The sequence below is a fragment of the Olsenella sp. An270 genome (genome assembly GCF_002159735.1).
Lineage (GTDB): Bacteria > Actinomycetota > Coriobacteriia > Coriobacteriales > Atopobiaceae > Thermophilibacter.
Genome location: NZ_NFJF01000002.1, coordinates 294049 through 306937, shown reverse-complemented (window position 1 = coordinate 306937; position 12889 = coordinate 294049). Strand labels below are relative to the sequence as shown.

Annotated in this window: 8 protein-coding genes; 2 read left to right on the top strand and 6 right to left on the bottom strand. The window is 74.7% G+C overall.

What is annotated here, in order from left to right; translation table 11 throughout:
* Positions 1-80 precede the first annotated feature (80 nt).
* From B5F73_RS03745 to metK, 6 genes are all read right to left on the bottom strand, one after another.
* Positions 81-1397: a transcription antitermination factor NusB gene (locus B5F73_RS03745; protein ID WP_158094752.1), complete on the bottom strand. Its 1317-nt coding sequence runs from the start codon at positions 1395-1397 to the stop codon at positions 81-83.
* Entirely contained in the window at positions 1397-2311 is a 915-nt protein-coding gene (gene fmt, locus B5F73_RS03740) for a methionyl-tRNA formyltransferase (protein ID WP_087226845.1), read from the bottom strand. The genes B5F73_RS03745 and fmt overlap by 1 nt, the downstream gene beginning before the upstream one ends.
* Before the next feature lie 25 nt (positions 2312-2336).
* A complete protein-coding gene (def, locus tag B5F73_RS03735; protein ID WP_087226611.1) occupies positions 2337-2882 on the bottom strand; it encodes a peptide deformylase in 546 nt (181 codons plus the stop codon).
* A gap of 8 nt (positions 2883-2890) precedes the next feature.
* A complete protein-coding gene (gene priA / locus B5F73_RS03730) occupies positions 2891-5194 on the bottom strand; it encodes a primosomal protein N' (RefSeq protein ID WP_087226608.1) in 2304 nt (767 codons plus the stop codon).
* A gap of 228 nt (positions 5195-5422) precedes the next feature.
* Positions 5423-6283: a protein phosphatase 2C domain-containing protein gene (locus B5F73_RS03725; protein ID WP_158094751.1), complete on the bottom strand. Its 861-nt coding sequence runs from the start codon at positions 6281-6283 to the stop codon at positions 5423-5425.
* 14 nt (positions 6284-6297) lie between these two features.
* Positions 6298-7578 carry a methionine adenosyltransferase gene (gene metK / locus B5F73_RS03720; RefSeq protein ID WP_087226602.1) on the bottom strand — a complete coding sequence of 427 codons (1281 nt, stop codon included), beginning with the start codon at positions 7576-7578 and terminating at the stop codon, positions 6298-6300.
* A 323-nt stretch (positions 7579-7901) separates the two neighbouring features.
* Between metK and B5F73_RS03715 the strand changes: the two genes are divergently transcribed.
* Positions 7902-10484: a YhgE/Pip domain-containing protein gene (locus tag B5F73_RS03715; protein WP_158094750.1), complete on the top strand. Its 2583-nt coding sequence runs from the start codon at positions 7902-7904 to the stop codon at positions 10482-10484.
* Positions 10484-12724 carry a YhgE/Pip domain-containing protein gene (locus tag B5F73_RS03710; RefSeq protein ID WP_239379788.1) on the top strand — a complete coding sequence of 747 codons (2241 nt, stop codon included), beginning with the start codon at positions 10484-10486 and terminating at the stop codon, positions 12722-12724. Before B5F73_RS03715 ends, B5F73_RS03710 begins: the two co-directional genes overlap by 1 nt.
* Positions 12725-12889 lie beyond the last annotated feature (165 nt).

The window sequence follows — 12889 nt, the reverse complement described above, 5'->3', positions numbered from 1 at the left end:
AACGTTACGAAGCGCAAGCTGCCGGCGTGAACGTTGCGGTTGGTAACGGAATCCGGCCGGAAAACGTTACAAACCGCAAATTACCGGCGGCGGAGAAGGGCGTGGAAGTGTGTGTCGGAGCCGCCGGGAACCTCGGTGAGGCCGGCACGCTCGAGCGAGAAGGACGCGCCCGCGGGGCTGGCAAGGAACGCGTCGACGACGGCCTCGTTCTCCTCGGCCAGCACCGAGCAGGTCGCGTAGACGAGCCGGCCGGCCGCCGCGACGTGCGCGGAGGCGGCGGCGAGGAGCTCGGCCTGCAGGGCGGCCAGGTCGGCGGGAGCGGACGGCTCGAGCGACCAGGCGATCTCTGGGTGGCGGGCAAGCGTTCCCGTGCCGGAGCAGGGCGCGTCGAGAAAGACGAGGTCGAAGGCGCCGAGGTCTGCGGGCAGGGCGCGGCCGTCGGCGCAGACGCAGCGCACGTGGCCCGCGACGCCGGCGACCTCCATGCGCCGCGCGGCGAGCTCGGACTTGCGCGGCGAGACCTCGACCGCCGTGACCTCGCACGGACCCCCGGCGGCGAGGGCGGCGTTCTGGAGCAGCAGCGTCTTGGTACCGCGGCCCTGGCCGACCTCGAGCACGCGCTCGCCGGGCGCAGGCGCGCACGCGAGCGCGACCTCCTGGGCGGCGAGGTCGCACGGGATGGCGACGACGCGCTCCACGAGCCCGGACGGCGCGAGGCGCGACGGGGCGCCAAGGCGCGCCGAGCCGGGAAGCGGGCCGACCTCGGGTTCGCAGCCGGCGTCGGCGAGAAGGGCGAGGGCCTCGTCCTCCGTGCGGCGCGCGCGGCTGACGGCGGCCCAGGGGGCGGCGGGCTCGAGCGCGGAGCACGCCCAGGCGGCAGCGCGGCCGGCCCCGAGCGAGGCGAGCGCGCGCTCGGCGAGCCACTCGGGCAGCGCGCCAACGATCACCAGGTCACGGACGTCGAAGTCACCTGTGGCGACGCGCTCGCGCGCCGCGGCGACGGCCGCGACGTCCCCCTCGGCCACACGGCGCAGCACGGCGTTGGCGAGGCCCGTCGCGCGCGGCGCGACCGAGCGGACGAGCTCGACGCCCTGGCTCACGGCGACGTCCGACCTCGTCCCGAGGTAGGCGAGCTCGTAGGCGGCGAGGCGCAGGGCGTCGCGGACGCGCGGCTCGAGGTGCGCGCCACGGCGGAGGTGGGCGTCGACCATGGCGTCGAGCGCGCCCTCGGCGGCCGTTGCGCCCAGGACGAGCCTCGTGGCGAGGCCGCGGTCGCGCTCGTCGAGCTTGTCGAGCGCGCCCGCGCCGCGCAGCAGGTCGCGCGCCCGGGCGTCGCGACGGCGTCGCTCGCCGAGAAGCGCGAGCGCCGCGCGGCGGGCCAGCGAGAGGCGCGCCACTACGCGCGCCCCCACGTCAGGCCGTCACCGCGCAGGCCCGCGGCCCACGCCGCAGCCTCCATCTCGCGCTTGCCGTCGGGCTTCACGCGCAGGACCTCGAGCGAGCCGTCGGAGCAGCCCAGCCACACGCGGCCGCGGCCGGCGGCCACGGACCCGGGTGCCACGTCCTTCTCGCCCGCGCGCGCGGCGCACACCCGCACGCCACGGCCGGCCACCACGCAGCGGGCCGGTGCCGTGTCGCCGGACGCCTGCACGCGCAGCGCGTTTGCGCGCACGCCGTCGGCGGGGTCCAGCATGAGCTCGGCCTTGGAGATCTTGGCGGCGTGCGTGACGAGGGCCTCGTCCTGCTCGACCCACGCGGCCGTGCCGCCCACAACGGAGGGCAGCGTCTCCACCAGGAGCTCGGCGCCCACACGGGCGAGCTCGGCCGTGAGGGCCTCGGTGTCCTTCTCGCCCACCGTGACGGACGCCTGGGCGCAGTAGGCACCCGTGTCCACGCCGTGGCCGATCCGCATGATCGAGACGCCCGTCCTCTCGTCGCCGGCGAGGATCGCGCGCTGAATCGGCGCGGCGCCGCGCCAGCGCGGCAGCAGCGACGCGTGCACGTTCACGCAGCCGCCGGGCGCCATGGTGAGCACCTCGTCGGGCAGGATGCAGCCGTAGGCCGCCACGCAGAAGACGTCGGCCGCGGCGGCGCGCAGGGCGTCCGCCACCTCCGGCGTGATGCGCGAGGCCTCGACCACGGGAAGGCCCAGCTCGAGCGCGCGGGCCTTGACCGGCGACGGCACGAGCGCGCGCCCGCGGCCGCGCACGGCGTCCGGGCGCGTGAGCACGAGCGCGACGTCGCAGCTCTCGGCCAGGCGCTCGAGCGACGGCACGGCGAACTCGGGCGTCCCCATGAAGACGACGCGCAGCTTGGTGTCAGGCATCGGCGCCCCCCTAGACCTCGGTGTCACCCGGGCGCGCGCCCGCGGCGAGCGCCTCCTCGTAGTCGCGCTCCGCCTCGGCGCGCGCCATCGGCGCGAGGTGGTCGAACATCGTCACGCCGTGGACGTGGTCGATCTCATGCTGCAGGCAGACCGCCATGAGGTTGTCGGACGCCTCGTACTGCATGAGGTCGCCGTCGAGGTTCTTGGCCTGCACGACCACGTGGCTCGGGCGCTTCACGCGCACGCTCACGCCGGGGAAGGAGAGGCAGCCCTCGGAGCCCTCGATCTCGGGGCCGTCGGCGGTGACGACGCGGGGGTTGATCAGCACGTAGGGGTTCTTCTTGGAGCCCTTGCCGGCCCAGTCGACGTCGATGACCACGATCTGGCGCATCTCCCCCACCTGGGGGCCCGCCAGGCCGCAGCCGTCCGCGGCGTACATGACCTTGAGCATGCGCTTGGCCAGCGCGCGCACCTCGTCGTCGATCTCCTCGATCGGCGCGCACTCCTGCGAGAGGCGCGGGTCGGGCGAGAGCACGATCTCCTCGAGTTCCTTCACGGTTCCTCCTACATCAGGTCGTAGGCGTCTATGTCCACTGCCATGTTAATACCCGCGCGCCGTCCGAGCGAGACCGCGCACGCGCCGACCACCCCGCCGAGGTCCGCGTCGGCGGGCGCCTTCACCATGAGGTGGCGCCGGAACTGGTCCTTGACCCGCGCCTTCACGCACTCCGCGGGCCCCAGGACCTCCCAGCCGGCGTCGTCCCCCACGCGCCCGCGCACGGCCGCGGCGAGCTCGTCGCAGGTCGAGCGCACGTCCTTCTCGGCCCTGCCCCACACCGTCACGTTGGCGAGGCGCGCGAACGGCGGGTAGTGCGCCTCCGCGCGCTCGGCGAGCTCGGCGTCGAGAAAGACCGCGCGGTCGTGGGCGGCCACCGCCCGCATGGCGGGGTGCGTGGCCCAGTAGGTCTGCACGATGACCTCGCCCGGGCGCTCGCCGCGGCCGGCGCGGCCCGCCACCTGCTCCAGCAGGTCGTAGGTGCGCTCGGCGGCGCGGAAGTCCGGCAGCTTGAGCATGGTGTCGGCGTTGACCACGCCCACGAGCGTGACCTCGGGGAAGTCGAGCCCCTTGGCGATCATCTGCGTGCCAACGAGCACCGCGCACTCCGCGGCGTCGAACTGCTCGAGCAGGCGCTGGTGGGCGCCCTTGGCACGGGTGGTGTCGGCGTCCATGCGGATGACCTCCACGTCCTCGGGCAGGAGCATGCGCAGCTCGTCCTCCACGCGCTGCGTGCCCACGCCAAAGGCGGCGAGGTAGCGGCTCCCGCAGTTGGGGCAGCTCGTGGACGGGTCCGGGAACGCGCGGACCGGCCAGCTGCGCCCGCAGCTGTGGCAGGCCAGCATGTGGCCGCGCTCGTGGTAGGTGAGCGCCGTCGAGCAGTGCGGGCACTCGGGCACGCAGCCGCACTCGCGGCACATGAGGAAGTTCGCGAAGCCGCGGCGGTTGAGCAGAAGCACCGCCTTCTCGCGGCGTCGGGCCACGTCGAGCAGGGCGTTCGCGAGCGGGGCCGAGAAGATCGAGCGACCACCGCCGCGGAACTGCTCCGCCATGTCCACGACCGTCACGCGCGGCAGGACGGCGGCGCCGGGGCGCTCCGGCATCTCGACGCGCGTCCAGCGGGCGCCGCGGAAGACGCCGGCTCGGCAGCGCGCGAGGCTCTCGAGCGAGGGTGTGGCCGAGCCGAGGACGAGCGCGGCGCCGCGGGCCCGGGCGAGCTCGGCGGCCACCTCGCGCGCGTGGTAGCGCGGCGACTTGTCCTGCTTGTAGGAGCCCTCGTGCTCCTCGTCGATGATGATGAGGCCGACCTCGCGCAGCGGGGCGAAGAGCGCCGAGCGGGCACCCACCACCACGCGGGCCCGGCCGCTGCGGACGAGGTCCCACTGGTCGAAGCGCTCGCCGGTGGAGAGGCGGCTGTGCAGCACGGCGACCTCGTCGCCGAAGCGGCTGCGGAAGCGGCCCACGGTCTGCGCCGTGAGCGAGATCTCGGGCACGAGGACGAGCGCGCCGCGGCCGTCGGCGAGCGCGCGCTCGATGGCGGCCAGGTAGACCTCGGTCTTGCCGGAGCCGGTCACGCCGTCCACGAGCACGACGTCGCCGCGCGCGGCGGTGCGGGCGGCGTCGATGGCGGCGAGCGCTGCCTGCTGGCCGTTTGTGAGGCGCTCCGGGCGCGGGGCGGCGGCCGAGGAGAGCGTGGTGTCGTCCGTGCCGCGCACGCGCCGGCGGTGCGTGACGTCGACGACGCCGCGCTTGGCCAGCGCCGTCACGGCGGCGGCCGCCCCGGGGATGGTGGCGGAGAGCTCGGCCACGCGCTGCGGGCCCTGGCGCAGCGCCTCGATCACGGCGCGCTGGCGCGAGGCGGTGCGCGCGGGCTCGTAGTCGTTCGCGGCGGGCGTGAGGCGCGCCCAGCGGTCGTCCACGGCGCCGGCGCGCTCGGTCTGGAGCTCCCAGGGGGCGTCGGCCGAGGCGCGGGTCACGCGGACCTTCTGCCCCGGGGCGAGGAAGGGGCGGATCGCCTCGGCGGGCGGGCAGGCGTACTCGCGCGCCATCCACGCCGCCACGCGGGCGGCGGTCTCGTCGAAGGCGCTCGGGGCGAGGACTTGCTCGACGGCGCGGATCTTCTCGGGCGCGACGCCGGCGGGCGGCTCCTCGTGCGTGGCGACGACGTAGCCCACGGCCGCGCGTCCGGCGAAGGTCACGAGCACCGTGGAGCCCGTGACGGCCTCGGCGGCGAGCTCGGCCGGGACGGCGTAGTCGAAGGCGCCGTCCAGTGCGCGCGTGGGTATGTCGAGCACGACGCTCGCGTAGGGCATGGCTGCCGGATCCCCGTTCTTCTCGTCCCCTGACGGACCCCCATTGTACCCGGCTGGCGCGCGGACACGTACCGCCCACCCTCGCGTGACTTTTGCGGCCGCAAATGACAGAACTTCTTGGTTGACAAGAAGCCACGACCTTCTCACCTGCGGAAACAGAGTAAGCCGAGAAAAACTCCGACTTTTGCGGCCGCAAAAGTCACGCAAGGTTAGAGGCGAAGCTTCAGATTAGGGCGCAATCACAAACAGGCTCGCGTCGTCGCCGACCTTCATGCGCGGGAAGCGCTCGAGCCCGGCGTCCGCCGCCTCCAGCGCGCGCATCCGCTCGCAGAGCTCCCGGGCCGAGAGGTACGTGGCGTCGCCCATCCACTCCGCGAGCGAGGCCAGCCCGTACTGGCCGAACGCGCGGAAGAGGCCGTCGCTCATCCCGGCGACCGCGACCACGTCCGCGCGCGGCAGCGTGAGGCGCCGGGCGTGCGCGACCCCCGCGCCCGACGGGTCCAGGCACCAGTAGCCGTCCGGCGTGTTGCGGAGGCGCCGGTTGGCGAGAACCTCGTCGCGCACGAGCGCGCGGCGGTCGGACACCGTGAGGTCGCGTCCGGCGGAGCGCTCCAGCATGAGCTCGACCACGCGGGCGTCCAGCGCCTCGAGTGCCTCGTCGGTGGAGACGACGAGCTCGCCCGTGCGGAGAAGGGCCACGAGCGGCGAGTCCCCCAGGCCCCAGAGCTCCACGTCCCTCTCGCCCGCCACGGCGAGCGCCAGCGTGGCAGACGGCACCGCGTCCGGGTCCATCCGGCCGAGGGGTCGCCCGGCGGCGGCCTTGAGCTCGGAACGGGAGGTGGCGACGGCTCTGACCAGCGCCTCGTTTGCGGGAACGCCCGCCTCGAGCGCATGGCACAGCGCGGCTCCCGTCGCATGCGAGAGCCACTGGGCGTTGGTCGAGAAGCGCGGCAAGAAGAGCGCCTCGCCGGCAAGGCCCGTCGCCCCGTCGATCACGACGCCGTACGCGCCGCCGCCCGGCAGCGCGCCCGCGCGCGCGAAGTCCTCGTTCGCGGCGTTGCCGCGGCTGGTGAAGTGGAAGGCTCGCACGGCAGGCGACCCGGCTACGCGAGCGCCCCCACGGCGGCGCGCAGCTCGTCCACGCGGTCCGTGCGCTCCCAGGTGAAGTCCGGGTCCTCGCGGCCAAAGTGGCCGTACGCTGCGGTCTTCTCGAAGATCGGGCGGCGCAGCCCCAGGTCGCGGATGATGGCGCCCGGGCGCAGGTCAAAGACCCTCTCGACGGCCGCCTCAATCGTGGCGTCATCCACCGCGCCGGTGCCGAAGGTGTCCACCATGATGGAGAGCGGGTGGGACACGCCGATGGCGTAGGCGAGCTCGATCTCGCAGCGGTGTGCGAGGCCGGCGGCAACCACGTTCTTGGCAACCCAGCGCGCGGCGTAGGCGGCGGAGCGGTCCACCTTGGTGCAGTCCTTGCCGGAGAAGCAGCCGCCGCCGTGGCGACCCATGCCGCCGTAGGTGTCCACGATGATCTTGCGGCCGGTGAGGCCGGTGTCGCCCATGGGGCCGCCCACCACGAAGCGGCCGGTGGGGTTCACGTAGATGACGGCGCTCCCCCACTCGATGCCCGCGGCGTCCAGCACCGGCGCGATCACGTGCTCCACCATGTCCTCGCGCACGGTGTCCATGCTCGCGATGGCCGCATCGTGCTGCGTGGAGACCACGACGGCCGTGACCTCGACGGGGCGGTCGTCCTCGTAGCGCACCGTCACCTGGGTCTTGCCGTCCGGGCGCAGGTACGGCACCGTGCCGTCCTTGCGCACGGCGGACAGGCGCTCGGCCATGCGGGAGGCCAGGTAGTGCGGCATGGGCATGTAGACGTCCGTCTCGTCGGTGGCGTAGCCGAACATCATGCCCTGGTCGCCCGCGCCCACGAGGTCGATCGGGTCCGTGGTGCGGCCGGCCTGCGCGTCAAAGGACTCGTCGACGCCGGCGGCGATGTCCGGGCTCTGCTCGTGGATCATGTTGATGACGCCGCAGGTCTCGCAGTCAAAGCCGTACTTGGCGCGGTCGTAGCCGATGCGGCGGATCACGTCGCGCGCGATCGTCTGGACGTCGAGGTAGGCCTCGGTGCGCACCTCGCCTGCGACCACCACGGTGCCCGTCGTCACGAAGGTCTCGCACGCGCAGCGGACGTTGTCCACGTTGGCGGGGGTGCCGCTCGGGGCGACGTAGCCCTCGGCCTGGAGCTGGGCCTCCTTGGCGAGAAGGGCGTCGAGGATGGCGTCGGAGACCTGGTCGCAGATCTTGTCGGGGTGGCCCTCGGTGACGCTCTCGGAGGTGAAGAGGTAGCTGCGCGGTGCGATGGAACGAGAGGTGGTGGTCATGGGTGTCCTTTCTACGATCCCGGCGGCCGTTACCATTCCGCCGGCTGGCCCGTACATGATACCCGCGCGGCGCGGCGGCGGACCCGACTGCGCCGTCTCGCCACAATTCCGCGCGCCCTTCTCGCCCGGCGGCGCGGCGGCGCGGGGGCCGCTTTGCGGTTGGTAACGCTTTCGGGCCGGATTCCGTTACCGAACGCATTTCAGGTAGAGAGCAGCCTTGTGCCGAGACGGTGGATTCGCGGGCGAGAAGGACGGCGGGCCCGCGGCGCGCGCCGGCGACGGGAAGAAGCCCCCTCACGTGCAACCGCATGAGAGGGGATACCGTGCGCGCCTCGCTTGCCATACTCGTCCGCGACCTCAAGCGCCTGCTCAGGAGCCCCGTGGCGCTTCTCGTCACGCTGGGCGTCTGCCTGATACCGTCGGCCTACGCCTGGCTCAACGTCCTCGCCAACTGGGACCCGTACGAGAACACCGCCACGGTGCCCGTCGCCGTGGCGGTCGAGGACGCCGGGGCGGACGTGCCCGGGCTCGGCCCGGTCAACGCCGGCGCGCTGATCCGCGAGCGCCTGGAGCAGAACCACCAGCTGGACTGGACCTTCGTCGACGAGGCGACGGCGCTCGAGGGCGTGCGCTCGGGGCGCTACTACGCCGCGTTCGTCATCCCGCGCGACTTCACGGGGACGCTCGCGGGCGCCGTCAGCGGGCACGCGCGGTCGGCGCGCGTCTCCTACTACGTGAACGAGAAGGCCAACGCCGTCGCGCCCAAGGTCACCGACACGGGCGCGACGACCCTCGAGGACCAGGTCTCCTCGGAGTTCGTGCGCGTCGCGGGCGAGGCGGTCGCCGAGAAGGTGCAGGCGGCCGTGGGCGGGGCGACGGGCGCCGCCGACGAGACGGCCGGCGACGCACTGGCCGTCCTGCGCGGCGCCGAGGGGGACCTCTCCGAGACGGCCGACGCGTTCGACGCTGCGCGCGGGGCCGTCGCGCAGGGGCGCGCCGCCGTGGCCCGCACGCGCGACGCCCTCGACGACGCGTCCGGCGGCGCCCGCTCCCTCGCACGGGACCTCGACGGTGCGCTCGGCACGCTCGGCGACACGCGCGCGAGGATCCGCAGCTTCGCCCGTGACCTCTCGTCGGACCTGGGGACGGGCGCCTCGACCCTCTCCGCGCTCGCGTCGCAGGCGAGCCACGACGTGGCCCTCGTCGCCGGGGACGTGGGCTGGGCGCAGGGCAAGCTCGACGCCGCGGCGTCGGAGGTCGAGGCGGCCGGGGGCACGCTGCGCACCGTCGGCTCGGCGCTCGGCCGGGCCCGCGACGCGCTCGCCGCGCTGTCCCTGAGCGGGTCGCAGGCCGCCGCCCGCGACGCCGCCGTCGCCGCGCTCGACGAGCAGGTCCGCGCACTCGACGAGCTCGCTGACTCCCAGGACGCCCAGGCGGCCGGGATGCGCGCCGTCTCCCAGGAGGTCGCGGCGGGCGCCGAGGACATGGAGGGGCTCGCGGGGTCGGTGGCCGACGCCGCGCAGACGGGCGCCGACGCCCTCTCCGGGCTCCAGGCGGACCTCGCGCAGGACGTCTCCCCCGAGCTCGCGGGCGCGCTCGACGCGCTCGGGGACGCGGGCGGGCGCCTCGCCGGCGGCGCCGACGCGCTGCCGGCCCTGATCGGCCAGGCCCAGGGGACGCTCGACCAGCTCGACGCCGTCCTCGCGAGCGCCTCCTCGACGCTCGAGGACGGCGCGGCCACGCTGCGGGACGCCTCCGCGGACGCCGGCGCCCTCGCCGACGACCTCGCCGCGCTGCGGGGCGCCGCGGACCCCGCGCTCGTCACGGACGTCCTCGAACTCGACCCCGCCGAGGCCGGGGCGGCCCTCGCCTCCCCCGTCGACCTGGTCACCGAGGCCGTCTACCCAGTCGCCAACTACGGGTCGGGCGTGGCGCCCTTCTACACCAACCTCGCTCTGTGGGTCGGCGGGTTCGTCCTCGTGGCCGTCTACAAGCTCGAGGTCGACCACGAGGGCCTGCCCGGCGACGCGGCCCCCGTCACCGCGACCCAGGCGTTCTGGGGGCGCTGGCTGCTGCTCGCCCTTCTCGGCCAGGTCCAGGCCGTGGTCTGCTGCGTCGGCGACCTCGCGCTCGGCGTGCAGAGCGTCTCTCCGGCGGCGTACGTGCTCGCGGGCATGGTCGCCTCGCTCGTCTACGTCCTCGTGATCTACGCCCTCGCGGCGACGCTCAAGCACGTGGGCAAGGCGCTCGCGGTGCTGCTCGTGGTCCTGCAGATCCCCGGCGCCTCCGGGCTCTACCCCATCCAGATGCAGCCGGCCTTCTTCCAGGCCCTGGGCCCCTGGCTCCCCTTCACCTACGGCATCAACGCCATGCGCGAGGCCGTCGGCGGCTTCTACGACGGCAACTACGTCCGCGACCTGCTCGTCCTTCTCGCCTTCGCGCTGCCGGCGCTCGCGCTGGCAACACTCGCGCGGCCGCGGCTGCTCGACGTCGACGCCTTCTTCGACCGCGAGCTCGCCCGCACGGACCTGCTCGTCACCGAGCGCACGGGCGAGAGGGACGGGCGGCTCGGGGCGGTCCTGCGCGCGCTCGGCGAGTCCGCGGCGACGCGCGACGCCCTGCTCGAGCGCGAGCGGCGCTTCGAGCGGCTCTACCCGGCGCGGATGCGGCGCGGCCTCGCGGCGCTCGTCGTGGCGCCGGCCTGCGCGCTCGCCCTCGGCGCCGCGCTGCCCGGGGCCCGCCTCGTCCTTCTCGCCGCGTGGGCGGCCTCGCTCGCCGTCACCTGCTGCTACCTGGTCGGCCTCGACTACCTGAGGGAGCGCCTGCGCGAGCGGGGCGAGCTCGGGCGGATGGGGCGCCGCGAGCTCGTGGACGCGGCGCTGGGCGAGAAGGGCGGTGAGCGGTGATGCGCGCCTCTCTGGGCAGGGTCCTCGCGTTCGCGCGTCGCGACGCGCGGAGGCTGCGGACCGGGCTGGTCGCGGTCGTGGTGGTCGTGGGCATGGTGGCGGTCCCCTCGTTCTACGCCTGGTTCAACATCGCCGGCAGCTGGGACCCCTACGGCAGCACGGGCAACGTCCGCGTGGCCGTGGCGAGCGAGGACGCGGGCTACGCGGGCGAGCTTTTGCCCGTGAGCGTGAACCTCGGCGAGCGCGTGGTCTCGGAGCTGCGCGCCTCCGAGACGATCGACTACGTGGCGACCTCCCCCGAGGACGCCGTCGCGGGCGTGCGCTCGGGCGAGTACTACGCGGCCGTCGTGCTGCCCGAGGACTTCTCGCGCGGCCTCATGACGATGCTCTCCGCCGCGCCCGAGCGGCCGCGGGTGCGCTTCTACCAGAACGAGAAGGAGAACGCGATCGCCTCCATCGTGACCGGCAAGGCCGAGGACGCCGTGCGCGCCGACATCGACCGCGGCTTCGCGCGGGCCGTCACGACGGTGGGGGCGGGCGCGCTCGAGGAGCTGGGGCGGGCGCTCGACGGCGACGGCGCCCGGAGCGTGGCGGCGCGCCTCGACGCGGCGGTCACGAGGTCGTCCGAGGCGCTGCGCGGCTCCGCGGGGGACGCGCGCGAGCTTTCCGGTCTCCTCTCCGCGACGGAGGGGCTGGTCGCGGGCGGCGCCGAGACGGCCTCCTCGGCGCTCTCGCCGGTCGGGGACGCGGGCGACACCCTGCGCGAGACGGCGTCGGGCCTCGAGGGGGTCGGCACGGCGGCCGACGACGCGGCCGCGTCCGTGGGCGACGCGCTCTCCTCGGCCGAGGGGAGCCTGGACGAGGTGGGCGACGCGATCGACGGCGCCCTCGACGCCGCAGGCGCGCAGCAGGACCGCCTCCAGGGCGCCCTCGCGGACGCCCGAACGGCCCTCGACGACCAGGTCGCGTCCCTCGAGGGGCTGCAGGCCTCGCTCGAGCGGGCGGACGGCCTCCTTGCCGACCTCCAGGACCGCCTCGGCGCGGGCAGCGCGGGCGCCGAGCGCGTGGCCGCGATCCGCGCCGTCGTGTCGGGGCTCGCCGAGACGGCCGGCGACGTGGCCGCGGAGCTCCGGGACCTCTCCGACGGCGTCGGGCGCACGGCCGCGGACCTGGCGAGCGGCGCGAAGGACGCCGAGGCGGCGCGCGGGGAACTCGCCGGGCTTCTCTCCGACGCGCGCACGGCGATACGCGACGCGCGGGACGGCTACGACGAGGACGTGCGCGGGACGCTCCAGGGCCTGGCCGACCGGGTGGGCGACGCGGCCGACGGCGCCGACGCCCTCCGGGACGACCTCGCTGCCGCGCTCTCCGCGGCCGAGGGCGCCTCGTCGGGCGCCGGGGACGCGCTCGGGCGGGCCCGCGGCGCGCTCGACGACACGGCGGATCGGCTCGACGCGGCGGCGGACGACCTCGACGCGCTCCACGCTCGGCTGCGCTCGGCGCTCGCCTCCGACGACCTCGAGCAGGTCCGGGCCGCCCTGGGCTCGGGGACCGGGGCGCTCGCCGACTTCGTCGCCTCCCCGGTGAGCGTGGAGCGCACCGCGGTCCACCCGGTCGAGAACAACGGCTCGGCCATGGCGCCGTTCTACACGACGCTCGCGATCTGGATCGGCGGCGTGGTGCTCGCCGCGCTCGTGCGCGCCACGCCGTCGGCGGCCGCGCTCGCCGAGACCGGCTGCTCGCACGCGGAGGCCTACCTCGGGCGCCTCGCGCTCTTCTGCGCGGTGGGCGTGGCGCAGGCCGCGCTCATCGCTGGCGGCGACCTCGCGTTTCTCGGCGTCCAGTGCGCGCACCCGGCGCTCTTCGCGCTCGCGTGCCTCGCGTCGTCGGTGGTCTACGTGAACCTGATCTTCTCGCTCACGGCGTCCTTCGGCGACGTGGGCAAGGCCGTGGCCGTGGTCCTCATGGTGGTCCAGGTGGCGGGATCGGGCGGGACCTTCCCGCCGCAGATGCTGCCGCCGGCGTTCCAGGCGCTCTACCAGTGGCTGCCGTTCGTGCACAGCGAAGGTGCCCTGCGCGCGGCGATGTTCGGCCTCTACGGGCTCGACTACTGGCGCGAGCTCGCGGTCCTTCTCGCCTACCTGGTGCCGGCGCTCGTGCTGGGGCTCGTGGTGCGCCGGCCGGTCATCCGTCTCGGGGAGTGGTTCGAGCGGCGCCTCGAGGACACGCGCCTCATGTGAGCCGCGCATCGCGCGTCCTTCTCGCCCAGCGGCGCGGCGCCCGGAGCTTACTTTGCGATTGGTAACGGAATCGCGCCCAAAAGCGTTACCAATCGCACGACGGCGACGTGGAGACGCGGGCCCTCGCCCTTCTCGCCCGCGCGGTATACTGGTCGCGTATGTGAC

Excerpts from the sequence above, each read along its gene's own strand:
- priA (WP_087226608.1), bottom strand. The coding sequence starts at position 5,194 with ATGCCCTACGCGAGCGTCGTGCTCGACATACCCACGCGCGCACTGGAC.
- metK (WP_087226602.1), bottom strand. The coding sequence starts at position 7,578 with ATGACCACCACCTCTCGTTCCATCGCACCGCGCAGCTACCTCTTCACC.
- B5F73_RS03710 (WP_239379788.1), top strand. The coding sequence starts at position 10,484 with ATGCGCGCCTCTCTGGGCAGGGTCCTCGCGTTCGCGCGTCGCGACGCG.